This window comes from Cellulosimicrobium sp. RS (genome assembly GCF_046159675.1).
Lineage (GTDB): Bacteria > Actinomycetota > Actinomycetes > Actinomycetales > Cellulomonadaceae > Cellulosimicrobium > Cellulosimicrobium funkei.
Window position 1 is genome coordinate 78386 of the sequence record NZ_JBJXVU010000008.1, and the last position, 24809, is coordinate 103194.

At 74.9% G+C, this 24809-nt stretch carries 21 protein-coding genes and 7 tRNA genes; 8 read left to right on the plus strand and 20 right to left on the minus strand.

Annotated elements, in window-relative coordinates:
- Window positions 1-40 precede the first annotated feature (40 nt).
- From ACI769_RS13405 to ACI769_RS13415, 3 genes are read right to left on the minus strand one after another with little or no spacing between them, the layout of a single operon-like run.
- Window positions 41-1084, minus strand: coding sequence for a peptidoglycan bridge formation glycyltransferase FemA/FemB family protein (locus tag ACI769_RS13405; protein ID WP_228485323.1), 1044 nt, complete (start codon window positions 1082-1084; stop codon window positions 41-43).
- Window positions 1085-1105: 21 nt separating this feature from the next.
- Window positions 1106-2380: an HRDC domain-containing protein gene (locus tag ACI769_RS13410; protein ID WP_409141738.1), complete on the minus strand. Its 1275-nt coding sequence runs from the start codon at window positions 2378-2380 to the stop codon at window positions 1106-1108.
- Window positions 2377-2997 carry a DUF3000 domain-containing protein gene (locus ACI769_RS13415; RefSeq protein WP_034655857.1) on the minus strand — a complete coding sequence of 207 codons (621 nt, stop codon included), beginning with the start codon at window positions 2995-2997 and terminating at the stop codon, window positions 2377-2379. The genes ACI769_RS13410 and ACI769_RS13415 overlap by 4 nt, the downstream gene beginning before the upstream one ends.
- 258 nt (window positions 2998-3255) lie before the next feature.
- Between ACI769_RS13415 and gndA the strand changes: the two genes are divergently transcribed.
- Window positions 3256-4692 (plus strand): NADP-dependent phosphogluconate dehydrogenase, encoded by a 1437-nt coding sequence (gene gndA, locus ACI769_RS13420; RefSeq protein ID WP_085388022.1) that lies wholly within the window; start codon window positions 3256-3258, stop codon window positions 4690-4692.
- A gap of 220 nt (window positions 4693-4912) precedes the next feature.
- Complete coding sequence (locus tag ACI769_RS13425; protein ID WP_085388021.1) at window positions 4913-6082, plus strand: DegT/DnrJ/EryC1/StrS family aminotransferase; 1170 nt, start codon at window positions 4913-4915, stop codon at window positions 6080-6082.
- 102 nt (window positions 6083-6184) lie between these two features.
- Here ACI769_RS13425 and ACI769_RS13430 read toward each other — a convergent pair whose 3' ends face one another.
- The gene (locus tag ACI769_RS13430; protein ID WP_085388020.1) at window positions 6185-7417 is read right to left on the minus strand and encodes an ATP-grasp domain-containing protein; all 1233 of its coding nucleotides are present in this window, start codon (window positions 7415-7417) and stop codon (window positions 6185-6187) included.
- A 100-nt stretch (window positions 7418-7517) separates the two neighbouring features.
- Between ACI769_RS13430 and ACI769_RS13435 the strand changes: the two genes are divergently transcribed.
- Window positions 7518-8258: an aspartate/glutamate racemase family protein gene (locus ACI769_RS13435; protein WP_051876965.1), complete on the plus strand. Its 741-nt coding sequence runs from the start codon at window positions 7518-7520 to the stop codon at window positions 8256-8258.
- Between the two features lie 61 nt (window positions 8259-8319).
- Here ACI769_RS13435 and ACI769_RS13440 read toward each other — a convergent pair whose 3' ends face one another.
- Window positions 8320-8805 carry a hypothetical protein gene (locus ACI769_RS13440; protein WP_085388019.1) on the minus strand — a complete coding sequence of 162 codons (486 nt, stop codon included), beginning with the start codon at window positions 8803-8805 and terminating at the stop codon, window positions 8320-8322.
- Window positions 8806-8810: 5 nt separating this feature from the next.
- Window positions 8811-9680 (minus strand): dihydrofolate reductase family protein, encoded by an 870-nt coding sequence (locus ACI769_RS13445; protein ID WP_085388018.1) that lies wholly within the window; start codon window positions 9678-9680, stop codon window positions 8811-8813.
- 37 nt (window positions 9681-9717) lie between these two features.
- Between ACI769_RS13445 and zapE the strand changes: the two genes are divergently transcribed.
- The gene (gene zapE / locus ACI769_RS13450; protein WP_043656975.1) at window positions 9718-10839 is read left to right on the plus strand and encodes a cell division protein ZapE; all 1122 of its coding nucleotides are present in this window, start codon (window positions 9718-9720) and stop codon (window positions 10837-10839) included.
- Window positions 10840-10842: 3 nt separating this feature from the next.
- Here the strand turns inward: zapE and ACI769_RS13455 are convergent, their stop codons facing one another.
- The 4 genes from ACI769_RS13455 to glgX all read right to left on the minus strand — a co-directional run bounded on the left by ACI769_RS13455 (window position 10843) and on the right by glgX (window position 18516).
- The gene (locus ACI769_RS13455; protein WP_051028334.1) at window positions 10843-11733 is read right to left on the minus strand and encodes a polyphosphate kinase 2 family protein; all 891 of its coding nucleotides are present in this window, start codon (window positions 11731-11733) and stop codon (window positions 10843-10845) included.
- 14 nt (window positions 11734-11747) lie between these two features.
- A complete protein-coding gene (gene treZ, locus ACI769_RS13460) occupies window positions 11748-13577 on the minus strand; it encodes a malto-oligosyltrehalose trehalohydrolase (RefSeq protein ID WP_085388777.1) in 1830 nt (609 codons plus the stop codon).
- A 62-nt stretch (window positions 13578-13639) separates the two neighbouring features.
- Window positions 13640-16312 (minus strand): malto-oligosyltrehalose synthase, encoded by a 2673-nt coding sequence (gene treY / locus ACI769_RS13465; protein WP_085388017.1) that lies wholly within the window; start codon window positions 16310-16312, stop codon window positions 13640-13642.
- On the minus strand, window positions 16309-18516 hold the full coding sequence (glgX, locus tag ACI769_RS13470) for a glycogen debranching protein GlgX (RefSeq protein WP_085388016.1): 2208 nt from the start codon (window positions 18514-18516) through the stop codon (window positions 16309-16311). Before glgX ends, treY begins: the two co-directional genes overlap by 4 nt.
- Window positions 18517-18730: 214 nt before the next feature.
- Between glgX and ACI769_RS13475 the strand changes: the two genes are divergently transcribed.
- Window positions 18731-18946, plus strand: a complete 216-nt coding sequence (locus tag ACI769_RS13475; protein WP_021482368.1) for a hypothetical protein — start codon at window positions 18731-18733, stop codon at window positions 18944-18946.
- Window positions 18947-18965: 19 nt separating this feature from the next.
- Here ACI769_RS13475 and ACI769_RS13480 read toward each other — a convergent pair whose 3' ends face one another.
- The 9 genes from ACI769_RS13480 to ACI769_RS13520 all read right to left on the minus strand — a co-directional run bounded on the left by ACI769_RS13480 (window position 18966) and on the right by ACI769_RS13520 (window position 21374).
- On the minus strand, window positions 18966-19280 hold the full coding sequence (locus ACI769_RS13480; RefSeq protein ID WP_306303318.1) for a hypothetical protein: 315 nt from the start codon (window positions 19278-19280) through the stop codon (window positions 18966-18968).
- A gap of 56 nt (window positions 19281-19336) precedes the next feature.
- Window positions 19337-19660 carry a DUF2277 domain-containing protein gene (locus tag ACI769_RS13485; RefSeq protein ID WP_409141739.1) on the minus strand — a complete coding sequence of 108 codons (324 nt, stop codon included), beginning with the start codon at window positions 19658-19660 and terminating at the stop codon, window positions 19337-19339.
- A 47-nt stretch (window positions 19661-19707) separates the two neighbouring features.
- Entirely contained in the window at window positions 19708-20592 is an 885-nt protein-coding gene (locus ACI769_RS13490; protein ID WP_085388014.1) for a hypothetical protein, read from the minus strand.
- A 51-nt stretch (window positions 20593-20643) separates the two neighbouring features.
- Window positions 20644-20718 (minus strand) — tRNA-Val (locus tag ACI769_RS13495).
- A gap of 14 nt (window positions 20719-20732) precedes the next feature.
- Window positions 20733-20803, minus strand: a tRNA-Cys gene (locus ACI769_RS13500).
- 54 nt (window positions 20804-20857) lie between these two features.
- Window positions 20858-20930 (minus strand) — tRNA-Gly (locus ACI769_RS13505).
- Window positions 20931-21089: 159 nt separating this feature from the next.
- Window positions 21090-21161 (minus strand) — tRNA-Val (locus ACI769_RS13510).
- Window positions 21162-21182: 21 nt separating this feature from the next.
- Window positions 21183-21253: transfer RNA gene (locus tag ACI769_RS13515), tRNA-Cys, on the minus strand.
- A gap of 48 nt (window positions 21254-21301) precedes the next feature.
- A tRNA-Gly gene (locus ACI769_RS13520) sits at window positions 21302-21374 on the minus strand.
- Between the two features lie 173 nt (window positions 21375-21547).
- Between ACI769_RS13520 and ACI769_RS13525 the strand changes: the two genes are divergently transcribed.
- The 3 genes from ACI769_RS13525 to ACI769_RS13535 all read left to right on the plus strand — a co-directional run bounded on the left by ACI769_RS13525 (window position 21548) and on the right by ACI769_RS13535 (window position 23700).
- A complete protein-coding gene (locus ACI769_RS13525) occupies window positions 21548-22657 on the plus strand; it encodes an anthranilate synthase component I family protein (RefSeq protein WP_085388013.1) in 1110 nt (369 codons plus the stop codon).
- Complete coding sequence (locus tag ACI769_RS13530; protein WP_409141740.1) at window positions 22654-23574, plus strand: aminotransferase class IV; 921 nt, start codon at window positions 22654-22656, stop codon at window positions 23572-23574. The genes ACI769_RS13525 and ACI769_RS13530 overlap by 4 nt, the downstream gene beginning before the upstream one ends.
- A gap of 54 nt (window positions 23575-23628) precedes the next feature.
- Window positions 23629-23700 (plus strand) — tRNA-Val (locus ACI769_RS13535).
- Between the two features lie 74 nt (window positions 23701-23774).
- Here the strand turns inward: ACI769_RS13535 and ACI769_RS13540 are convergent.
- On the minus strand, window positions 23775-24659 hold the full coding sequence (locus tag ACI769_RS13540) for a hypothetical protein (protein WP_409141741.1): 885 nt from the start codon (window positions 24657-24659) through the stop codon (window positions 23775-23777).
- Between the last annotated feature and the right edge of the window lie 150 nt (window positions 24660-24809).

The window sequence follows — 24809 nt, forward strand, 5'->3', positions numbered from 1 at the left end:
ACCGGGTCTCTTCGAGGTTCGGGGTGGCCGGGAGTCCGCCTCAGCGGCTCCCGCGGAGCTTGCGCACGACCTTCTTCGCGGTCGGCAGGCCCTTGTTCCACGCGGAGTACCACATTGAGAACGGCACGTCGACGCTGTGCACGAGCTCGTCGTCGTGCTGGGCGAAGCTGCGCTTGAACTCGCTGATCCCGTCGTTGAGCAGACCGTTCATGTCGTACCGGACCAGACCGGCCTGCTGCGCGAGGGTGATCGCGTGCCACTTCACCGGCGCGTTCGCGCGGAGCTTGCGGCCCGCGTCGTTGATGCCGCCGTAGAGCTCGAACGACGTCGTCGCCGACGACACGCACCACACGAACGACACCGGGGCGCCCTCGGAGAACGCGGCGACGAGCACCGAGTGCTCGCCGAGCTCGCGGTGGATCGCGAGGTAGTACTCGTCGTCGTGCAGCGCGAAGCCCGCTCGCTCGGCGGTCTCGTGGTAGACGTCGAGCACCTGGCGCACCTCGGCCTCGTCCGTCACGCGCCGCACCTCGAGGCCGGTGCGCGCCGCCTTGCGGATGTCGTACCGCGTCGACTTGCCCATGGCCTTCGTCAGCTCGTCCTCGGACTTGGTGAGGTCGAGAATCAGCGTCACCGGGTAGAGGATCGGGTTCGCCGCGGGGCGGGCGTCGGGCAGCGCGAGGTGCGTCCCGACCGGCCAGTCGGGCTCGATAGTGACGCCGACGCCGCCCACCGTCGTCTTGCACCACGCGACGACCGCACGGGTCACGGCGTCGCGCGTCGCGTCGTCGCCCACGCCCGGGCCGGCGCCCCAGCCGTCTCCCGCCGGCGCGATCACGGGCCCACGGGGCACGTGGCACAGCGCCTTGAACTGCGCCGGGAGGGACCGCACGAGAACCTGCGCCAGGCCGCGGACGCGGCCGTCGCCGTCCACCGCCTCCACGCGGTGCGGGGTCCAGGCGCCCGTGGCCTTGACCTCGCCCCAGCCCCACAGCTGCAGGGGGTGGCCGCCGAGCTCGTTCACCCGGGCGTCCCAGGAGGCTCGGTCGGTGACTGTCCGGATCGTCAGGTTCGCGTCGTGCACGCGGACGACCCTACCCTCCCGCTACCGCTCGCCGGCGCGCTCGAACGCGTCCGCGAGGGGCTCCGCGACGAGCCCCACCTGCCACTCGCGCGCCCCGCGGCCGCGCAGGAACGCGGCGATCCCTGCCGCGTCGGCGGGCTCCGGCGGCGTCCAGCACAGGCGCCGCAGGGCGTCGGGCTGGAGCACGTTCTCGACGGGCAGCGCGTACCGCTCGGCGAGCTCCTGCACGACGCCGCGCGCCGCGTCGAGCCGTGCCGCGGCGCCCGGGTCGCGGTCCGCCCACGCGCGCGGCGGGGGAGGGGCGTCCGTGCGCGGCCCGCGCGTGGTCGGCAGCGCGCTCGCGGGCAGCGCGAGCGCGGCGTCGACGGCCCGCTGCCAGTACGCCGCGCGACGGCGCGTGCCCTTGCCCGCGAACGGCGGCAGCTCGACGAGCTGGCCGGCCGTGCGCGGCAGCGCCTCCGCCGCGGCGACGATCGCGCGGTCGGGCAGGACCCGCCCCGGGGCGATGTCGCGGGCCCGGGCCGTCGCGTCGCGGGCCTCCCACAGGCTGCGGACCACGGCCAGGCGCCGCGGGTCGCGCAGCGTGTGCGTGCCGGACGTCCGGCGCCACGGCTCGGGTCGAGGGGCCGGCGGCCCCGCGGTACGGACGGCCTCGAACTCCTGCGCCGCCCAGTCCGCCTTGCCCGCCTCGTCGAGCCGCTCCCCGAGCGCGCGGCGCAGCGGGACGAGCACCTCGACGTCGAGCGCCGCGTACCGCAGCCAGTCCTCGGGCAGGGGCCGCGTCGACCAGTCCACCGCCGAGTGCTCCTTGGCGAGGCCGAGCCCGAGCACCTCGGCGACCACCGCCGCGAGGCCGACGCGCTCCATCCCCAGCAGGCGGGCGGCGAGCTCGGTGTCGAACACGCTCGCCGGGACGACCCCGTGCTCCGCGAGCCCCGGCAGGTCCTGGGACGCGGCGTGCAGGACCCACTCGGCGTCCCCGACCGCCTCGCGCAGCGGCGACAGGTCGGGCACGGCGACCGGGTCGACGAGCGCGGTGCCCGCGCCCTCGCGGCGCACCTGCACGAGGTAGGTGCGCTGGCCGTACCGGTAGCCGGACGCGCGCTCGGCGTCGGCGGCCACGGGGCCGCTCGCGGCGGCGAACGCCTCGACGACGCGAGCGAACGCGGCGGGCGTGTCGACGACGGGGCCGACGCCGTCGGACGGCTCCGTCAGCGGGGTGACGACGGTCGGGGCGCGCTCCGCCCCGGGTGCGGCGTCGAGCGGAGGGGGAGCGGGTGCTGCGGTCGAGCTCATGAGCCCACGGTATTGCGTCGCGCGGGGGGTCGAGCACCGAGGGGGGTCACGCCCTCGGGCAGCGGCGGCAGCCCGGCGGCCGTGCACAGGAGCTGCGCCCACGCCGCGAGGTGGTCCCCGAGGTCGGCCGTGCCCGGGCCCGGCGCGACGGGCGTCCACGACGCGCGCATCTCGAGCTCGACGTCGTTGTGCTTGCCGGCCAGCGCCCCGAAGCTCTGCGACAGCACGCGCGTGACCGTGCCGCCCTCCGCGCGCACGACGGCGCCCGTGTCGTGCAGGGCGTCCTCGAGCCACGTCCACGCGACCTCGGCGAGCACGTCCTCCGCCGCCATCTCCGGCTCCAGCGTCGCGCGCACGAGCGTCACGACGCGGAACCGGCCCTCCCACGCCTCTTGGCCCGCCGGATCGTAGAGGACGATGAAGCGCCCCGACGCGAGCTCGGGGTCGTCGGAGCGCGCCGCCTCGACCTCGCCCGTGAGCGCGACCGACCACGGCGCGATCCGGCGCGGGGCGGGGACTTCGCGCAGCGTCACCTCGGGTCGCAGCCGTCGCGCGCCGAGGGCGTCGAGGACGGCACGGAACTCCGGGGGAGCGTCGGTCCCGTGAGGGGTGGTCACCCCGGCACAGTACGAGCGGGAGGGGCGGGTCGGACGCACGCCGCGCGGGTGTCATCGAATCGTGACCCCGACTTCGTCACGATCCCTGCGGGTGACCGGATCGTGGCACCGCCGGGGCGCGACGGCGCCCGAGGACTAGGCTGGCAGCGTATCCATCCCCGGTGCACCCGGCCGCGCGCCCGCGCCCGGCCCGGTTCCGCGCCTTCCCGCGCGCAGCCGTCGTGCGCCGGGACCGACCCTCGAGGAGCAGGGAAGCAGATGTCAGCACGCGCACAGATCGGTGTGACCGGACTCGCCGTCATGGGTCGCAACCTGGCCCGCAACTTCGCCCGGCACGGCTACACGGTCGCGGTGCACAACCGCTCGTACGCCAAGACCGAGTCCCTGATCGCCGAGGCGGGCACCGAGGGCGACTTCGTGCCGTCGGAGTCGATGGCGGACTTCGTGGCCTCGCTCGAGCGCCCGCGCAAGGTCGTCGTCATGGTCAAGGCGGGCGCGGCGACCGACGCGGTCATCGACGAGCTCGTGCCGCTGCTGGAGGAGGGCGACATCGTCGTCGACGCCGGCAACGCGCACTTCCCCGACACGATCCGCCGGGAGAAGGCGCTCGCGGCGCTGGGCCTGCACTTCGTGGGCACCGGCGTCTCGGGCGGCGAGGAGGGCGCGCTCAACGGCCCGTCGATCATGCCGGGCGGCACGCGCGAGTCGTACCAGAGCCTCGGCCCGATCCTCGAGGACATCTCGGCGAAGGTCGACGGCGTGCCGTGCTGCACCTACGTCGGGCCCGACGGCGCCGGCCACTTCGTCAAGATGGTGCACAACGGCATCGAGTACGCCGACATGCAGCTCATCGCCGAGGCGTACGACCTGCTCAAGCAGGGGCTCGGCGCGTCCGCGCAGGAGATCGGCGAGATCTTCGCGCAGTGGAACACGGGCGACCTCGAGTCGTTCCTCATCGAGATCACCGCGGACGTGCTCCAGCACGTCGACGCGGAGACCGGCAAGGCGTTCGTCGACGTCGTGCTCGACCAGGCGGAGCAGAAGGGCACCGGCCGCTGGACGGTGCAGAACGGCCTCGACCTCGGCGTGCCGATCACGGGCATCGCCGAGGCGACGTTCGCGCGCGCGCTGTCCGGCTCGGTCCCGCAGCGCGAGGCCGGCCGCGCCGCGCTGCCCGCCGACGCCGCGGCGTGGGACGTGCAGGACCGCGACGCGTTCGTCGAGGACGTGCGCCTCGCGCTCTACGCGTCGAAGGTCGTCGCGTACTCCCAGGGCTTCGACCAGATCGCGGCCGCGTCGGCCGAGTACGGCTGGGACATCGACCGCGGCGCGATGGCCCGCATCTGGCGCGGCGGCTGCATCATCCGCGCGCGCTTCCTCAACCGCATCACCGAGGCGTACGAGCGCGACGCGCAGCTCCCGCTGCTCCTCGCCGACGAGTACTTCACCGGCGCGGTCGGCAACGGCCTCGCGGCGTGGCGTCGCGTGGTGGCGCAGGCCGCCCTCAACGGCGTGCCGACGCCCGCGTTCTCGTCGTCGCTCGCCTACTACGACGGCGTGCGGGCCGAGCGCCTGCCCGCCGCGCTGATCCAGGCGCAGCGCGACTTCTTCGGCGCGCACACCTACCGCCGCGTCGACAAGCCGGGTGTCTTCCACACCGAGTGGTCGGGCGACCGCACCGAGTCCGACGCCTGACGTTTTCCCCGACGTCCCGACGGCGGTCGTCGCGCTCCGGCGCGGCGGCCGCCGTCGCGCGTCCCGGCCCGCACGTCCTGTCGCCCGCACGTCCCGTCGCGCGGCCGGTCCCCGTGCGCGTGACGAGCGGCTCGGCCCGGGCGGCCCGCCGACGTGGCAGGCTAGGCGCGCGGGCCGCTGCGTCGGCCCCGACCCCTGACGCCGGACGACACGGAGAACGATGAGCCGCCACCCGCAGGACGCGACCGCGACGAGGATGCTCGCCGACCGGACGGGCACCGACCCGGCCGACTGGTTCCTCGTCTTCAAGGCCCGCTACGGGATGGAGGTCGTGTTCCGCGCGCTCGCCGAGGCCCGGGGCCCGGGCGACGTGGTCACGCAGGTGTTCACGTGCTCGACGGCGGTCGACCCGGTGCTCGTGGCCGGGCTGCGGCCGGTCTACGCCGAGGTGTCCCCGGCGACGGTCGCGATCGACCCCGACCGGCTCGCCGTCGGCCCGGACACGCGGGCGGTCGTGCTGCAGAACACGTTCGGCATCGTCGACGAGGCGGCGGCGCGGCGCCTGCGCGACGCCGCGCGCTCCGTCGGGGCGCTGCTCGTCGAGGACAGCGCGCACTGCGTGGGGCGCCTCGCGCGCGACGCCGACGGCACGCCCGTCGCCGACGTCTCGTTCCACTCGTTCGGCGTCGAGAAGCTGCTGCCCACGCGTTTCGGCGGGGCGGTGTGGGTGAGCCCCGCGCTCGACCCGGCGCTGCGCGCCGCGACGGTGGCGGCGCTCGACGCGCTGCCCGTCGTCGGGCCGCGGCTCGACCTCGCCGCGCGCAGCTTCCGCACCCAGGTGCGCGTGCTCAACCGCCTGCCCGGCGCGGCGGCGGGCAAGGTGCGCGGTGCGCTCACGGCCGTCGGGGCGTACGAGCCTGCGATCGCTCCCGTGGAGAACCGGGGCGGGCTCGCGCACCCGCCGCAGCGCCCGTCCGCGTGGGTGGTGGACCGCATGGTCGACGCGCTGCGGTCCAGCGGCGACACCGAGGCGCGCCGCGCCGACACGGTCGCGGAGTACGTGCGCGGGCTGTCGGGCGTCGTCGAGGTCCCGGCCGGGATCGGGGAGCGCGCGCCGCTCGTGCGGTTCCCGTTGTTCGCGCCCGACGCCGCGACCGCCGACCGCCTGGTCGCCGAGCTCACGGCCGCCGGGTACTACGTCGGCAAGTGGTACCGGCCGGCGCTGTTCCCGGGCCCGGACGACCCCGCGGTCTACGGGTACACCCCGGGCGACCCCGCGCTCGCGACGACGGAGGACCTCGTCGCGCGCGTCGTCAACCTGCCGACCACGGTCGGCGTCGCGACGGCGCGCCGCCTCGTCGAGGCCGTCCGGTCCGCCCTGGGCGCCTGAGCCCCACGACCAGGCGGTCCGTGACGGCCGACCAGGCGATCCCGGCGCGTCCGCGCCACCGGACGGGTCAGAATCACCTGGTCGGCGCCGGACCTCCCGCGGTTACGCCGACGGGCGCGAGCGCGCGAACTTCACGTAGTCGAGCGTGTGGCGCAGGTCCACGCGCCACACGTCCAGGCGGCGGCGCAGGCTGCGGTCGGGCGCGTACCGCAGGGTGTGCCACACGCCGTGCTTGCGGGCCTTCTTCACGCGGTGGCGCAGCGACACCGGGACGAGCGCCCGGACGACGGGGTAGGGCACGTTGACCCACAGGCGCGCGTCCGACGTGACCTGCTCGGGCAGCTCGCGCCCGTACACGAGGTCCTCGACGTAGCAGCGCGCGAGGTTGCCGCCGGCGGCCATCGTGTAGAAGCTCGCCGCGCCCTGGCGCAGGTTGACCTCGAGGATCTTGCTCGTGCCGGTGCGGCGGTCGTACATGACGTCCAGGTTCGCGGCGCCGACGTAGCCGAGGCTGTCGAGCAGGTGCCGGACGGACTCCGTGAGCCGGTCGTCCTTCATCGTCACGACGGCGTTGTAGTTCCCGACGAGCTTCGGGTCGTACTCGCCGAGCACGATCTGGGCCGCGGACAGGAACCGCAGGCGGCCGTGGCGGTCGGAGTACGTGTTGACCACGCGCATGACCGACTCGTCGCCCGCGAGGTACTCCTGGACGATGAGGTCGTCCGTGTAGCCGGCGGCGTAGATGCGGCGGCCGACGTCGCGCAGCTCGGCCGCGTCCTGGACGAGGTACACCTTCTTCTTGCCCTCGAACCGCAGGCGCGGGTAGGTGTCGGTGTCGGCCGGCTTGAGGATGAGCGGGTACGGGAAGGGCAGGTCCTCGCCGAAGCCGGGGGCGTCGACGTCGGCCGCCGTGGCGATCACCGTCTCCGGGTGCGGCACGCCGAGCTCCGCGCACGTGCGCGCGAAGTCCGTCTTGTTCATGAGGCGCGCGGCCAGGTCCTCGCCGACGAGCGGGATGACGTAGAGGTCCTCGAGCTCGGCCCGGTGGGCGATGACGACGTTCGTGTAGAACTCGATGTTCGCGATGAGCAGGCGCTTGCGGCCCGGGAACTCCTCGGCGAGCTCGCGCAGGACGGCGACGATGCGCTCGGGGTCGTCGAAGTCGCGGTAGGTGCGCACGTCGACGATGCGGGAGTCCGCCGTCTCGCGCAGGGGGAAGCGGCCCAGGGCCAGCGTGCGGACGCCGTACGCCTCGTGCAACGACCTCGCGATGTTGTAGGTGTTGAGGTTGGTCCCCAGGACGATGGGGAGGAACTCGGCGTTGCCGTACGTCATCGCGGAGGGTCGTCCGTTTCTCTGTCGGGTCGGCGGGCGTCCGCCATCCTACGGTCCGCGCCGCCCGCTCCCCGGGACGCGGGCGCCGTAGGATCCACGGGTGACGTCGCGACCGGACCAGGACCACGCCCAGCCCCTCGTCGGAGTGCTCGGAGGTGTCGGGCCGCTCGCCACGGCCTACTTCCTGCAGCTCCTCGTCGCGCTCACGGAGGCCGAGCGCGACCAGGACCACGTGGACGCCGTCGTGCTCAACCACGCGACGATCCCCGACCGCACGGACTTCATCCTCGGGCGGTCGGACGCGGACCCGGGCCCGGTGCTCGCGCGGGACGCGGAGCGGCTCGAGCGCTTCGGCGCGGACTTCCTCGTCATGCCGTGCAACACCGCGCACTACTTCACGCAGCAGGTGCTCGACGCGATCAGCGTCCCGTTCGTGTCCATCATCGACACGACGGTCGACGCGGCGCGGGCGCGGGTCGACGACCTGCGGGCGGTGGGCCTGCTCGCGACGGCGGGGACCGCGGCGTCGGGCGTGTACCAGGACGCGTTCGCGCGCCACGGGGTCGAGGCGCTCGTGCCCGACGACGGCGACCAGGCGCTCGTGTCGCAGATCATCTACGAGCAGGTGAAGGCGGGGCGGCCGGTCGACATCGAGACGTTCCGCGCCGTCGCGGGGCGGCTCGTCGAGCGCGGGGCCCAGGTGATCGTGCTGGGCTGCACGGAGCTGTCCGTGGTCGCCGTCGACCACGACCTCCTCGCCGACCCGCTCTACCTCGACTCGACCGACCAGCTCGCCCGCGCGACGATCCGCCGCGCCGGGCACCGCGTCCGCGGGGCGTGACCCCGCGGGTCCGCCGACCGCCGGGCCGGCCGGCGCGCTCGTCGGCCGGACGCGCGGAGGATCAGCCCAGCTCGCTCGTGCCCGAGTAGAGGTGCAGCACGGGGACGTGCAGCTCCTCGCGCGCGCGGGAGGCCCAGTCGGTGTGGAACGTGTCCTCGACCGCGTGCGGGTAGGTCACGACGACGATCTCGCGCGCCCCGCCGGACGCGACGGCCGTGCGCAGCGCCGGCAGCGGGTCGTCGTCGACGACGACGCCGTCCGCCTCCCGGCCCGCCGCGCGGAGCTCGGCCACGCTGCGCTCGAGCTGCTCGCTCGCCTCCGCCTTCGCCGCCGTGGGCGAGGGCTCGCGGCCCAGGACCTCGTCCCACGCCTCCTTGAGCTCGCCCACGCTGAGGTGGTCGATGATTCCCGAGATGACGTTGCGCTCGGTGTCCGCCGGGACCAGCACCCGGTAGGCGAGCTGCTCGTCCTCGTGCAGCGACAGGATGTGTTGCACGTCGGCCGGGTTGAGCGTGTCTTCGGTCAGGACGAGGATCGTGTCGGTCACGCGGGTCAGCCTAGCGGGAGGAGCCAGCGCGCGGCGGTCGTACCGGCGGGCGACCCGGGCCGGTCCTCGGGGGCGTGCAGCAGGTGGGTGAGGCGTGCCCCGCGGGGGAGCGCCGTCGTCGTCCCGGGAGCCGGGGCGCCGCCGACGATCCGGCCCGGTCCGGGCCCCACGAGCGTCGGGGTGGTCGTCACGCACAGCTCGTCGACGAGGTCCGCGGCGAGGAGGTCCGCCAGCAGCGACGGGCCGCCCTCGGTGAGCACGCGCGTGAGGCCGCGCCCGGCGAGCGCGGCGAGCCCCGCGGCGAGGTCGAGCGCGTCGCGTGGCCCGCGCGCGTCGTCCGTCGCGTCCTGCCCGACGACGAGCACCCGGTCCGCGGGCACGTCGCCCCGGGCGGTGGCGGCCCCGGCCGGGCCGGTCAGCACGAACGGCGGGCGGTCCGTCCCGGCGAGCGCCGGGGGCACGCGGCCGCTGCGGCTGACGACGGCGAGCTCGAGCGGGGCGTCGTGCAGGTGCCGCAGCCCGCGCGGCCGGCCGAGCGGGGTGTAGCCCTCGGCGCGTGCCGTGCCCGCCCCGACGAGCACCACGTCCGCCAGCGCCCGCAGGACGCGGAACACGCGCCAGTCCGCGTCGTCGTTGATCGACCCCGACCGCTGGTCGGGGCCCCACGCCGCCCCGTCGACGCTCGCGACCATGTTCGCGCGCACGACGCTCGCCCCGCGCACCGGGGAACCGTAGGCGTAGAGCGCGGCGAGCCGGTCCTCGCGCGGGTCGGGCGGGAGGTGCTCCGCGGCGGGCAGGAGCACGTCGAGCGCGGGGAGGTCGGTGCGCCCGCCGGGCGCGACCGGCCCGCCGGGCGGGGTGGTGGTCGAGGTCACAGCGGCCAGGCTAGCCGCAGGCGTAGGCTGGATCCTCGTGACTGCGCCCGCCTCCGGTGGTTCCTCGGCCCCGGCAGCCCTCCCCGGCACCGCCCGCGCGTCGGCCTCCTCGCCGACCCCCGGCGGGCCCGTCCGCGCCCTCGCCGACGTCCGGCCCTCGGTACCTCCCGCCCGGCTCCTCGCCGACCTCGTGCCGCCGCGGCACTTCGCCGACGCGCGGTTCTCGACGTACCGCGCCAACGCCGCCTACCCGAGCCAGGCGCGCACCGTCGCGCGGCTCGAGGAGGTCGCGACCGCCGTCGTGAAGCCCGCGCGCAAGGGGCTGTTCGGCGCCCGGAAGCAGACTGCGCCCGCGGTGTACATGGACGGCGGGTTCGGGGTCGGCAAGACCCACCTGCTCACGTCCCTCGCGCACGCGGTGGGCCTCGACGTCAGCGCGTACGGCACGTTCGTCGAGTACACGAACCTCGTCGGCGCGCTCGGGTTCCGGGCCACGGTGGACGCGCTCGCCACGAAGAAGCTCGTGTGCATCGACGAGTTCGAGCTCGACGACCCGGGCGACACCGTCCTCATGTCCCGGCTCCTGCGCGAGCTCGCGGACCGCGGCGTGGCGCTGGCCGCGACGTCGAACACGCTCCCCGAGGCCCTCGGCGAGGGCCGCTTCGCCGCCGAGGACTTCCTGCGCGAGATCCAGGCGCTCGCGGCCCGGTTCGAGGTGCTGCGCGTCGACGGCGAGGACTACCGGCACCGCGCGGTCGTCACGGACTCCGCGCCGCTGCCCGAGGCCGACGTGCGGGCGGCCGTCACCGGCCGGCCCGGCGCGACCCTCGACGTGTTCGACGACCTGCTCGCGCACCTGTCGCAGGTCCACCCCAGCCGATACCGGGCGCTGCTCGACGGCGTCGAGGTCGTCGCGCTCACGGGCGTGCATCCCGTCACCGAGCAGTCCGCGGCGCTGCGCCTCGTCGTGCTCGTCGACCGCCTCTACGACCGCGACGTGCCCGTGCTCCTCGCCGGGACCGACGCGTACACGGGGGAGCGGAGCCTGTTCACCGAGGAGATGCTGCGCGGCGGGTACCGCAAGAAGTACTACCGCGCGCTCTCGCGCCTCGGCGCGCTCGCGGAGGACGGCCGCACGGTCGCGCGCGGCGCGGCCTGAGCGTCACGTCGCGGCGAGGCGCGCCTTCTCGACCGCGACGTCGAAGTCGGCCGGGGGCCACCCGAGGTCGAGGCCGCGCAGCGCGTCGAGCAGGAGCTCGCTCACCGCGAGGCGCGCGAACCACTTCCGGTCGGCCGGCACCACGTGCCACGGCGCGACGTCGGTGCTCGTCCGGTCGAGGACGGCCTGGTACGCCTCCTGGTACGCGGGCCACTTCTGGCGCGAGTCGACGTCGTTCGGGTTGTACTTCCAGAACTTGTCCGGGCGCTCGAGCCGCTCCATGAGCCGCGCGCGCTGCTCCTCGTAGGAGACGAGCAGGGCGACCTTGACGATCGTCGTCCCCGCCGCGGCGACCTCGGCCTCGAAGCGGTTGATCTCGTCGTAGCGCGACTCCCAGACCTCGGGCGGCACGAGCGCGTCGACGCGCGCGACGAGCACGTCCTCGTAGTGCGACCGGTCGAAGACGCCGATGTACCCCGGCTCGGGCAGCGCGCGGCGGATCCGCCACAGGTAGTCGTGCCGCCGCTCCTCGGGCGTGGGCACCCCGAACGACCGGTGCGCGACGCCCTGCGGGTCGACGAGCCCGACGACGTGCCGCACGATCCCGCCCTTGCCCGCGGTGTCCATGCCCTGCAGCACGAGGAGCACCGACCGCGACCCGCCCGAGCGGCCCTCCGCGAAGAGGCGCTCCTGCAGCTCGGACAGCTCGTCCGCGTGCTGCGCGACGAGGGCCTTCCCGGCGGCCTTGTCGCCCGTGAACCCCGGGGTCGACGCGCGGTCGAACGCCGCGAGGTCGAAGCCCTCCGGCACCCGCAGCGCCCGCTCCGGCGGGACCTCCCAGGCGCCCTCCGCGCCGCCGCCGTGCGTGGCCTTCGTCTTCGTCGTCGTCGCCATGGGCGCGAGCGTAGTCACCCGCGCGCCAGGACGGCGACCGAACGCGCGGGCAGGTCGACGTGGTGCCGGCCCGCCCGGGTCGCCGGGTCCCAGGCGGCGAGCACGCGCGGCGTGCCGCCGAGCGCGAGCCGCAGGCGCCGCGGGGCGTCCCCGAGGTTCACCGCGACCGCGACGGTGCGCCGGTCCACGACGAACGCGGGCCCGCCGTGCGGGGCGGCGCCCGTCGTCGGCTCCTCGCCCGACGCGTCGTCGTCCGGGCCGCCCGGGCCGTGGACGCGCACGAGCGAGAGGTCGCCCGAGCGCACGTCGGGCCGCGACCGCAGTGCCACCAGGTCCCGGTACCAGGCGAGCAGGCGCGCGTGCTTGCCGCGCTCCCGCTCGGACCAGTCGAGGACGCTCGCGTCCCGCGTCGAGCGGGCCTGCGGGTCGGGCACGGGGTCGCCGCCGCCCCACCCGTGGTCGGCGAACTCGGCCGCCCGGCCCGCGCGGACCGCCTCCGCGAGCTCCGGCTCCGCGTGGTCCGTGAAGAACTGCCACGGCGTGGACGCGCCCCACTCCTCGCCCATGAACAGCATCGGCGTGAACGGCGACACGAGCACGAGCGCCGCGGCCGTCGCGAGACCGCCGCCGTCGAGCGTCGCCGACGGCCGGTCGCCGTGCGCGCGGTTGCCCACCTGGTCGTGGTTCTGCGCGCTCACGACGAACGCGTGGCCGTCGGTCCCGGCGGGGACCGGGTGACCCCAGTCGCGCCCGCGGAACGTCGAGAACGTGCCGTCGTGCACGAACACGCCCGTGAGCGCCTTGCGCAGCACCGCGACCGAGCCGAAGTCGACGTAGTAGCCCTGGCGCTCCCCGGTGAGCAGCGCGTGCACGGCGTGGTGGACGTCGTCCGCCCACTGGGCCCGCATCCCGCGCCCGCCCTGCTCCACGCCCGTCACGGTCGCGGGGTCGTTCTCGTCCGACTCGGCGACGAGCGTCAGCGGCCGCCCGAGCTCCTGCTCCACGCGGTCCACGCGCCGCGCGAGCTCCGCGAGGAGGTGCGTCGGGGAGTCGTCGACGAGGGCGTGCACCGCGTCGAGCCGCAGCGCGTCCACGTGGAACTCGACGAACCACCGCTCGGCGTTGTCGATCACCCACTCGCGCACCTCCCGGCTGCCCGGGCGATCGAGGTTCACGGCCGAGCCCCACGGGGTCGTGTGCGCGTCCGTGAAGTACGGGCCGAACTCCGGCAGGTAGTTCCCCGACGGGCCGAGGTGGTTGTAGACGACGTCGAGCACCACCGCGAGCCCCCGGGCGTGCGCGGCGTCCACGAACCGCTGGAGCGCGCGCGGACCGCCGTACGGCTCGTGCACCGCGTACAGGTGCACGCCGTCGTAGCCCCAGCCGCGCTCGCCCCCGAACGCCGCGACCGGCAGGAGCTCGACCGCGCCGACGCCCAGCGCGACCAGGTGGTCGAGCCGGTCGATCGCCGCGTCGAGCGTGCCCTGCGGCGTGAACGTCCCGACGTGCAGCTCGTAGAGAACCTCGCCGCGCACGTCGCGGCCCGGCCACGCGGCGTCCGTCCAGGCGAACGCCGGGTCGAACGTGCGGCTCGGCCCGTGCACCCCGTACGGCTGCCACGGGCTGCGCGGGTCCGGGCGGCCCGGACCGCCGTCGACGGAGTACCCGTAGTCCGTGCCCCACGGCAGCTCGTGGTCGTACCCCCACCAGCCCGGCACGTGCGCGCCCACGAGGCGCAGCGGGAGGCGCTCGGCGCCCTCGAACGTGCCCGAGCCCTGCTCCGGCAGCAGGAGCTCGACGCTGCGCGCCGTCGGCGCCCACACCACGGGCCGCGGCCCCGGCACGGCGAGGAGGGGCGTGGCCTGGGGTGCGGGGACGCGCGGGGGCGGGGCCGGTGCGCCCGCCGTCACGGTGCGCCCTCGCCCGTCGCGGCGGCGCCCTCGCCCGTCGCCGCGGCGCTCGCGGCGGAGCCCGGCGCGACGAGCAGCGCGACCGGCAGGTCGGCGAGCAGGTCCGCGACGCGGACGCTCCCGGCCGGGTGCTCGCGCCCGGTGAGCACGTCGACCCACGTGCCCGTGCCCGCGGGGAGCGCGACGACGTGGTCGCGCCACCCGCCGAGGCGGTCGACCGTCCCGGCGAGCCGGGTCGCCACCGTGACGACGTGCGCGACGGCCGCGTCGTCTTGCCGGTCGCCACCGGACGCGTCGGCGGTCGCGGGGTCGCCGGTGGGGGTGCCGGCCGGGGCCGTACGCGCGAACGCGAGCGCGCACGGCGTCGACGACGCGACGGGCGCGTACCCGGCGCCGTCGCCGACGAACGCGGCGGCGAGGGCGCGGCGCACGCGCAGGGCGCGCGCGGTGACGAGCAGCTTCTCGTCCGCGAGCGTGCGCGCGGGCGCGCCACCGTCGAGCCGCGCGAGGCGCTCGGTGAGGTCGTCGACGTCCACGGGGCGGCGGTTGTCCGGGTCGACGAGCGTGGGCGCGTACGATTCGGCGCCCTGGTAGACGTCCGCGACGCCCGGGGCCGTGAGCCGCGTGAGCGTGATCCCGAGGCTCGCGGCGCGCAGCTCCTCGCGGTGCTCGCGCGCCCACCGGGCGAACGCCCCGGTCACGGCGGGGTCGGCGAGCGCGCGGCGGGCGAGCTCGGCCACGGCCTCCTCGTACGCCTCGTCCGGGCTCGTCCACGACGTCGCGACCTTCGCCTCGCGCAGCGCCTTGCGCAGGTAGTCGACGAGCCGGTCGGGAGAGATCGCGGCCTCGGACGTGCCGTCGGGCGCGTCGTCCGGCGTGGTCGCGTCGGGGAGCCAGGTCCCGGCCACGGTCTGCCACAGCAGGTTCTCGGCGAGACCGTCGACGAGGACCCCGCGGTAGGGGGCGGTCGCCGCGCGCACCTCGTCGACGAGCCGCGACCACGCGCCCGCGTCCTCGGACAGCACGCCGAGGGCCGCGCGCGTGTCCTCGCCGCGCTTGGTGTCGTGCGTCGACCCGGCCGTGAGGGCGTGCGGGGTGAGCGCGGCGAACCGCTGCGCGAACGCGTGCCAGTCGTGCACGCCGAGGCTGAACCGGTCCGGCTCGCCCCCGACCTCGCACAGGCTCACGAGCTCGGTCCAGCGGTAGAACGCCGTGTCCTCGACGCCCTTCGCCGTCACGGCCCCGCACACCTGCTGGAAGCGCACGACGAGCTCGTCGCGGCGCGCCTCGCGCCGTCGCCCCGCGCTGCCGACCTCGCGGCCGAGCACGAGGTCCACGACGACGGCGAGCGTCTCCGCGCGCTGCGGGTCGAGGTGCGCGCGGGCGCGCTCGGCCGCCTCCTCGACGGCCCGGACCGCCTCGTGCCGCGGCGGGGTGCCCGGCACCACGTACGCGCGGTAGCGGTCGAACGCGACGAGCAGCTCGCGCAGGCACTGGTGCAGGCCGCGCCACGTGTGGTCGCGCAGGCGCGGGTCGTCGTGGCAGACGGCGGCCGCCAGGTCCGTGAGCCGGTGCACCTCCGCGTAGAGCGGCCCGGCGACGACCTCGCGCTTCGCCTCCTCGACGAGCGCGCCGAGGCCGCCGGGCGGCGCGCCCGTGAGGCGCGTCATCACCGCGTCGAGGCCCGACCGGCCGCCCGGGTCGACGAAGAGCTGCTGCAGGCGCCACGCGACGTCGTAGCCGGTCGTCCCGACCGTCGCCCAGTCGGGCGGCACCTGCTCCTCGCCCGCCAGGATCTTCTCGACGACGACCCACGCGCCGTCGGTGCGGTCCGCGAGGCGCTGCAGGTACTGCGCCGGGTCCGCGAGGCCGTCGGGGTGGTCGATGCGCAGGCCGTCGACGACCCCGGACGTGACGAGGTCGAGCACGAGCGCGTGCGTCGCGTCGAACACCTCCTCGTCCTCGACCCGGACCGCGACGAGCGACCCGACGTCGAAGAACCGGCGGTAGTTGAGCTCCTCGTCGCCCACGCGCCAGTAGGCCAGCCGGTAGTGCTGGCGCTCGACGAGCTCCGCGAGCGGCAGGTCCTCCGTCCCGGCGCGCACGGGGAACACGTGGTCGTAGTAGCGCAGCACGCGCCGGGGCCCGGGCGTGCCCGGGACCTCGACCTCGTCCAGCACGAGCTCGCCCGCCGCGAGCACGTCGCCGAGGCGCGCGCCGAGGACGGGCATGAGGACCGCGCCCTCGCCCGCCGACCAGTCGACGTCGAACCACCGGGCGTACGGGGAGGCGGAGCCCTCCTCCAGGACCGACCACAGCGCACGGTTGTGCCACGCGGGGGTGGGGACCGCCATGTGGTTCGGGACGACGTCGAGCACCATGCCCAGGCCCGCGTCGCGGGCCGCGGCCGCGAGCCGGCCGAGGCCCTCGCGCCCGCCGAGCTCGTCGCTGATCCGCGTGTGGTCGACGACGTCGTACCCGTGGGTCGACCCGGGCGCCGCCTGGAGCACCGGCGAGAGGTAGAGGTGCGTGACGCCGAGGCTCGCGAGGTACGGCACCTGGCGCGCGGCGTCGTCGAACGTGAGGTCGGGGCCGAGCTGGAGCCGGTACGTCGACACCGGGACGCGGAGCGGCGCGCCCGGCGTGCCGGCGGGGGAGACGGCGGTCATCGCAGCGGCGGGCGGGTCAGGACGATGACGCTGCGGCCCGTCACGGACACGGTCTCCCCGGGCTGCAGCACCTCGCCGACGTCGACCGTGCCGTCGGTGTCCAGCACGACGTCCCAGCTCTCCCCGTAGGCCGCCGGCGGCACGGTGAAGTCCAGCTCCTCGGAGTGCGCGTTGAGCAGCAGCAGGAACGAGTCGTCGACGATCGGCTCGCCGCGCCGGTCCTGCTCGGGGATCGCGTCGCCGTTGAGGAACACCATGACGGTGCGCGCGTAGGCGTGGTCCCAGTCCTGCTGGTCCATGCGCGAGCCGGTGATGTCGAGCCACTCGATGTCCGGGAGGTCGTCGGGACCCTCGGGCATGCCCGGCTCCGCGCCGTCCTGCCGGCCCACGAAGAAGCGCCGCCGGTGCAGCACGGGGTGGTCGCGGCGCAGCCACACGACCCGGCGCGCGAAGTCGAGGAGCGCGGCCCGCTCGTCGTCGAGGCCCTCCTCGCCGCCCCAGTCCATCCAGGTGATCTCGTTGTCCTGGCAGTAGCCGTTGTTGTTGCCGCGCTGGGTGCGCGCGATCTCGTCGCCGTGCGCGAGCATGGGCACGCCCTGTGAGAGCAGCAGCGTGGCGAAGAAGTTCCGGCGCTGGCGCGCCCGCAGCGACCGCACGTCGGGGTCGTCCGTCGGGCCCTCGACCCCGCAGTTCCAGGACCGGTTGTGGCTCTCGCCGTCGTTGTTGTCCTCGCCGTTCGCCTCGTTGTGCTTCTCGTTGTACGACACGAGGTCGTTGAGCGTGAAGCCGTCGTGCGCGGTGACGAAGTTGATCGAGGCGATGGGCTTGCGCCCGCCGTGCTCGTAGAGGTCGGACGAGCCCGTGAGGCGGCTCGCGAGCTCGGGCAGCGTCGAGGGCTCGCCGCGCCAGAAGTCGCGCACCGTGTCGCGGTAGCGCCCGTTCCACTCGGTCCACAGGGGCGGGAAGCCGCCCACCTGGTAGCCGCCGTCGCCGAGGTCCCAGGGCTCGGCGATGAGCTTGACCTGGGAGATGACCGGGTCCTGCTGCACGATGTCGAAGAACGCCGAGAGGCGGTCGACCTCGTGGAACTGGCGCGCGAGCGTGGCCGCGAGGTCGAAGCGGAACCCGTCCACGTGCATCTCGGTCACCCAGTACCGCAGCGAGTCCATGATGAGCTGGAGCACGTGCGGCGAGCGCATGAGCAGCGAGTTGCCCGTGCCGGTCGTGTCGAAGTAGTGCGCCTCGTCGCCGTCCACGAGCCGGTAGTAGGCCTTGTTGTCGATGCCGCGGAAGCTCAGCGTCGGGCCGAGGTGGTTGCCCTCCGCGGTGTGGTTGTAGACCACGTCGAGGATGACCTCGATGCCGGCCTCGTGCAGCGCCTTGACCATGGTCTTGAACTCCATGACCTGCTGCCCGCGCGTCCCGTGGGCCGCGTAGCCGTTGTGGGGCGCGAAGAACCCGATGGTGTTGTAGCCCCAGTAGTTCGACAGCCCCTTCTCGACGAGCGTGGGGTCGTTGACGAACTGGTGCACGGGCATGAGCTCGACCGCCGTGACGCCCAGCGTCACGAGGTGCTCGACGACGGCCGGGTGCGCCATCCCCGCGTAGGTGCCGCGCAGCTCCTCGGGCACGTCCGGGTGGAGCATCGTCATGCCCTTGACGTGCGCCTCGTAGATGACGCTGTCGTGGTAGTCCCGGTTCGGCGGGCGGTCGTGGCCCCAGTCGAAGAACGGGTTGATGACGACCGACATCATCGTGTGCCCGGCCGAGTCGTCGTCGTTGAGCGGGGGAGCGGGCGGGGGCGCGTCGTCCTCCTCGCCCTCGGCGGGCTCGTCCGCCTGCGCGACCTCGTCCGCGTCGGCGAAGCGGTAGGAGAACAGCGACTCGTCGCCGTCGATCTGCCCCTCGATCGCCTTCGCGTACGGGTCGAGCAGGAGCTTCGCCGGGTTGCAGCGGTGGCCGTTCGCGGGGTCGTAGGGGCCGTGCACGCGGTAGCCGTAGCGCGTGCCGGGTCCCTTGCCCGGGAGGTAGACGTGCCAGACGTGCGCGTCGATCTCCTGGACGTCGACGCGGGTCTCGGTGCCGTCGTCGTTGAAGAGGCAGAGCTCGACGCGCTCGGCGATCTCGGAGAACAGCGCGAAGTTGGTCCCCGTGCCGTCGTACGTGGCGCCGAGGGGGTAGGGGTGGCCTGGCCAGGTCTGCATGTCCCTGAGGATGTCACGGGGTCCTGTTCGCTGTCGTCGCAGGAGACCCCTCGGTGACGCGATCGATCTCGACCGGGGTCTCCCGCCGCGATCAGGACATTAATAGTGTGCCAAGCGGCGGTCGACCTCCTGGTCGCCCCGCCCGTGCGGCGCACCGACCCGCCCGGAGGCGGACGGTCGTGCATCGTGCGGGCGGACCTGGTAGACCCGTGCCATGAGCACCCACGCACACCACCGCGACGACCTCAACCAGTCCGACATCGCGTCCGCCCGGCTGTCCCCGCGCCGCGAGGACGAGGGAGAGGGGTCCGGCGACGTGCTCACCGGGGGAGACGCGACGAAGGCCCCGCAGTCGCTCTCGGAGAACGAGCGCCGGCCCATCGACGGCGCGTCGTCGGGCACGTCCTGGGACGACCCGGACGAGCTCTAGGAACTTCGCGCCCGGCCCCTCAGTCGACGCGCGGCAGGCGGTCGGCGTCGACCGCGATGAGCCGTGGCATCCCCGCGGGGGCGACGGCGCTGAGGGCGAGGTAGCGCGCCTCGGCCCGGTGCAGGCGGATGTGCTCGTCGACGGTCCAGTCGGGACCGTTGGTGAGCGGCATGCCGCACGAGCAGTCGATGGTGACGCGCCCGGCGGCGTCCTCGCGGACCTGCCCGATCGTCACGTGCTCCGACCGCGCGTCCGCCTTGGCGCGGCGCATGGTCGCGCTCACAGGCTCGGGCCGGTGGGCCTGGGGCGGGGGCGAGGCGGGTGCGTCGGTCACGGGTTCCGAGCCTAGACGCCGCCGGGACCTCGTCGCACCCGTCCTGGCCGTGGCCTTCAGTGGGTGTGCGCGATCCCGAGCTCGTGCGCCCGCTCGTGCTCGCGCACTGCGGCCTCGCGGGCGGCGATGCGCGCCCGGACCTCCTCGCGCCGCAGGGGCGGGACCGTCGTCGGCGGGTTGCGGCGTTCGGGCAGCTCGTCGAGCAGGCGCGCGACGATCGCGGTCACCTCGTCGACCGCGCGCTCGAACGGCTCCTCGGTCGCGGCGCTCGTGCGCTGGATGCCCGTGACCTTCCGGACGAACTGGCGCGCGGCCGCCTCGATCTCCTCGTCGGTCGCGGGCGGCTCGAGGCCCCGCAGGGTCGTGATGTTCCGGCACATGCCTCGACGCTACGTGCGTGTGAGGAGCGCCACAAGGGCGGCCGAGGTCAGGAAAGGCGAGCCGTCACCGCGAGCTGCTCGCCCGCCTCCACCCGCACGTCCGCCACCCGCACCCCCGGCGGCAGGTCGGCTGCGAGGTCGACGTGGCGCCCCTCGACCTTCGCCAGCTCGCCGCGCGCCACCACGAGCAGCGCCGCGACGACGGGGTTGCGGCTCGACAGCTCGAGGTCGCGGACGGTGAGTACCATGCGCGCGTCGACCTCGGCGGTACCGGTCGCGCGCACGCTCGCCGAGAGCAATCCCTTGCGCACGCGGGCGAACGCCTGGAGCGACACCGTGCGTGGCCCCGTCGCGACGAGGTCGACGTCGAGCGAGGCCAGCGTGAGGCCGATGTTCTGCAGCTCGGTGGCGACGATCCTCCGGGCGGTGGCGAGGACCGCCTCGCGCGGGGCCGAGACGCGGACGTGCCCGCCGAGGGGCGCGGCGTCGTCGGGCTCGACGCCCTCGACGGCGAGCGACCCGTCGGCGCCCTCGACCCAGCGGAAGCGCAGCCCTTCGATCTCGGCCGTGACGTCCACGGGGACGTCGTCGACCAGGAGCGGGTGCGCGTCGACCCGGAGCCGGCGCACCACCGCGTCCTCGCGCGAGCGGACGTGCTCGACGTCGACCGTCGGGGAGGTGCTGCGCCCGGACGAGGAGGCGGGGCGGTCCGCCCCCACCCGGACCCGGACGCCCGTGAGGTCGACGTCGAGGCGAGAGACGTCCGCGCCCTCGAGGTCGGCGTCGAGCCGGACGGCTGCCGTGCCCTCGACCTCGGGGCCCAGGGCGTCGAGGGCGGCCGGCCGCAGGCGTGCGAGCAGCTCGGGGGCGGTCGTGGGACGCGGGGCCGCGCCGAGCGGCAGGACGTCGTGGGCGGGGCGCTGGTCGGGCATGCGCCGAGAGTAGACGACGAAGGCCGCCCCGGCGTCGGGACGGCCTTCGAGTGGTGGGCGATACTGGGATCGAACCAGTGACCTCTTCCGTGTCAGGGAAGCGCGCTACCGCTGCGCCAATCGCCCGGGTGCTGCATACGAGGTGGAGATGGGATTCGAACCCACGTATACGGCTTTGCAGGCCGCTGCCTCGCCTCTCGGCCACTCCACCTTGAGACGCGTCCTCTCATGCTCCCGGGGGAGCGGGCCAGAGAGTGGGCCTCCGAGCGGATGACGGGACTCGAACCCGCGACCCTCACCTTGGCAAGGTGATGCTCTACCAACTGAGCCACATCCGCGCGGCCGGTCCGTCGGGGGCTCTCACGAACCCCGTGGTGATCGGCGCGAAGCACATACTAGCCGACTTCCGCCCGGACCCGTGCATCCGGTCCAGGTGATGGTCGGCGCGAGAGAGGCCGCTCCGGACGGTGCCGGGGCGGCCTCTCTCGTCGTGCTCGTGGGCGATACTGGGATCGAACCAGTGACCTCTTCCGTGTCAGGGAAGCGCGCTACCGCTGCGCCAATCGCCCCAGAGGGGTGGTGCTGTTGCGAGGTGGAGATGGGATTCGAACCCACGTATACGGCTTTGCAGGCCGCTGCCTCGCCTCTCGGCCACTCCACCGCGACCTGCCCTCCGCCACCACGAGGGCGGCGGGAGGGTGGGCCTCCGAGCGGATGACGGGACTCGAACCCGCGACCCTCACCTTGGCAAGGTGATGCTCTACCAACTGAGCCACATCCGCGCGGCCGGACCTTGGAGCTTCGGGGAGCGTTTCCCCCGGCCCTCCGGCGTTCCGGCGCGTCCCAGACATTAGTCCACGTTCGCGTCCGGCGTCCAACCGGCCCCGCCGAGCCCGCGGTCGGTGCTCGGGGGCCGGGGGTCCGGGCGGAGGTGCGCCCTGGGTAGCGTGGTCCCGTGCCAGGACCTGGGAGAACACCCGCGCCGGGGTTCGCTCGCTTCGCCGGGCGCGCCGCGAGCGGCGTGCTCGAGTGCGTCGACCTCCGGCGCGAGCCGGAGCGTCTGGCCGACGACGGGCCGTGGTTCGTGGTCGCCGACTTCGACGGCCCTGCCCGCGGCGGCCGGGCGCGCGCGTGGCGGTTCGCCGAGCGGCTCGCCCCGTCGGACCTGGACGGCGCCACGCCCGCGGGAGCAGAGGCCGACCCGTGGCGCGGGCCCGACCCGTCCGCGTGGCGCAGCTCCCTGGACCGGGCCGGCTACGAGGCCGCCGTCGCGCACGTGCGCGACGAGGTCCGGGAGGGCGAGGTCTACCAGGCGAATGTGTGCCGCGTGCTCGCGGCCCCGCTCGTCGGCCCGGGTGGCGGCGAGCCCGACGCCCGGGCCCTCGCGCGTCGTCTCGCACGGGGCAACCCCGCTCCCTACGGGGGCGTGCTCCACGTGCCGGCGGGGTCCGGCGTCGACCCGGTGTGGGTCGTCAGCGCCTCGCCCGAGCTGTACCTCCGGGTCGCGGGGGGCACGGTGACGTCCGGACCCATCAAGGGCACCGCGCCCACCCCCGCGGGGCTCACGGCCAAGGACCGGGCCGAGAACGTCATGATCACCGACCTCGTGCGCAACGACCTCCAGCGCGTGTGCGAGCCGGGGACCGTCGAGGTCACGGACCTGCTCGCGGTCGAGCAGCACCCGGGCCTCGTGCATCTCGTGAGCACGGTGACAGGACGCCTGCGTGCCGGGCTCGCGGGGTCGGCCGCGCTGTGGCCCACGCTGCTCGAGGCCACCTTCCCGCCGGCATCGGTGTCCGGGGCGCCCAAGTCGTCCGCGCTGCGGATCATCGACGCCCTGGAGCCCGTGCCGCGCGGCCCCTACTGCGGCGCCGTCGGCTGGGTCGACGGCGACGAGGCCGTCCTCGCCGTCGGGATCCGCACCTTCTGGTGGTCCGACGGCGTCCTGCGCTTCGGCACGGGCGCCGGGATCACCTGGGGGAGCGACCCCGCGCGCGAGTGGGAGGAGACCGAGCTCAAGGCGCGCCGCCTCGTCGGCCTCGCCTCGGGCACACTGGAGCCATGAGCACCCCTGCCGCCACGACACCGACGTCCGCGAGCGCGACCGAGAACCTCGTGATCTGGGCCGACGGGCGCCTCGTGTCGCCTAGCAAGGTCGCGCTCAGCGCGGTCGACCACGGCCTGACCGTCGGGGACGGCGTGTTCGAGACGTGCGCCGTGTTCGACGGCCGCGCCTTCGCGCTCACGCGCCACCTGCGCCGGCTCGCGCGGTCCGCCGCCGGGCTCGGTCTCGACGCGCCGGACGAGCGCCGCGTGCTCGACGGCGTCGAGGCGGTGCTCGCCGAGGCGGACGCGCGCACGCGTGCCGGCGCCGGGCCGGTGGGCCGGCTGCGCATCACGGTGACGGCCGGCGTCGGGCCGCTCGGGTCCGGGCGCACCCCTGGCGAGCAGACCGTCGTCGTCGCGGTCGGCCCCGCGGTCATCCGTCCCGCCGGCCGCGCGGTGCGGTCGCCCTGGACCCGGAACGAGCGCTCCGCCGTCGCCGGGCTCAAGACGACGTCGTACGCGGAGAACGTCGTGGCGCTCGCCGACGCCGTGGGCAAGGGCGGCGACGAGGCGCTCCTCGCGAACACGACCGGCGACCTGTGCGAGGGCACCGGGGCGAACGTCTTCGTCGAGCGCGGGGGCGAGCTCGTCACCCCGCCCCTGTCCTCGGGCTGCCTCGCGGGCATCACGCGCGAGCTCCTGCTCGAGTGGGCGGCCGAGGACGGTCTGCCCGCGCGCGAGGCGCGTCCCGGCGAGCTCCCGTTCGGCGTGCTCGACGAGGTGACCGCGGGGGAGTCGGCGCTGCTGCTCACCGGCTCCGTGCGCAACGTCCAGCCGGTGACCTGGCTCGACGGCGCGGACGTGGCCGCGGGGGAGCTCTCCGTGGCGGCGCGGGACCTGTTCGAGCGGCGTCGTCGCGAGCGTCTCGACCCGTGACGGCGGCCGGTTTTTCGATCCGGTCCGTTTCAGGCTAGTATCGACCACGCACTCGGGCGATTGGCGCAGTGGTAGCGCGCTTCGTTCACACCGAAGAGGTCACTGGTTCGAACCCAGTATCGCCCACCGAGCAGAGGCCGTCCCCGCACCCGCGGAGGCGGCCTCTTTCGTGTCCCGGGTGCGCCGGCGGTCGTCCGGAGTCAGCCGGTCGTGGCGTCCGGCTCGCTCGGCGTCCCGACCTCCAGCCCGACGCCGGCTCCCGCGGCCTGGTCGGCCAGGTGCTGCCACGCGGCGGCGTCCGCGACGGCGCCGGGCGGCGGGGTGACGGTGATCGCGCGGTCCGTGACCTCGACGTCGTCCACGCCGAGCTCGAACGCGCCGCGGATCAACGGTGCCAGGACCTCCATGTCCGCGTCGGGCGAGAGCTCTGCCACCAGAGGTCTCGTCGCCGAGGTGCCCGGGTCGCGGTCCTCGTCCCACCACCCCACGTAACGGAGCGGCAGCGCCGTGCCCTCGTCGTGGAGCGCGCGGAGCGCGTCGAGCAGGCGGGCGCGCTCGGCGGACGTCGTCACGACGACGAGCGCGCGGTCGGGGTCGTCGGGGGAGGGCGCCGCTCCCGCGGTGAACCCCGGCGAGGAGAAGTCGCCGTCGTACCCCGGCAGCAGACGACCCATCGCGGTGCTCGCGGCGGCGAACCCGGCCACCGTCTCCTCGGCGAGGCACGCGCTGTCGTACGGCGCCGCGTTCTGGAGGGTCACCGACCCGGCCTCGTCGGTGTCCGGTGCCGCGGTGGTGAGCGTGAGGCGCGTGAGGGGCGCGTCGCGCGCACAGCTCGTCTCGACGAGGCGGCGCACCTGCTCGGCGCCGAGGTCGTCCTCGAGCCGGACGGTCGCCTCGTGGTCGTCGGGCCCGACGAGCTGGTTGTCGCGGAACTCGTACTCCACCGACGCGACGCCGTCGACCTGCTCCATCGTCTCCGCCCAGGTCTGCTGGGCGGATGCGCACCCGGCGAGGACCGCGAGCGCGAGCCCCCCGAGAACCTGGGTGAGCAGCGCCTTCCGCTCGGTGCGTTCCGCTCCCGTCATGGGAAGAACGGTAGTGAACCGTGGCGCACGTGACACCCGGGATCCGGCGCACGTCGAGCGGGTGAAATCTGACGCCGCTCCGCACCGGCGAGCACCCCGGTGCAGGGGGGATCGTCCATGACGAAACGGGGCAAAGTGCTCCCCCGGACG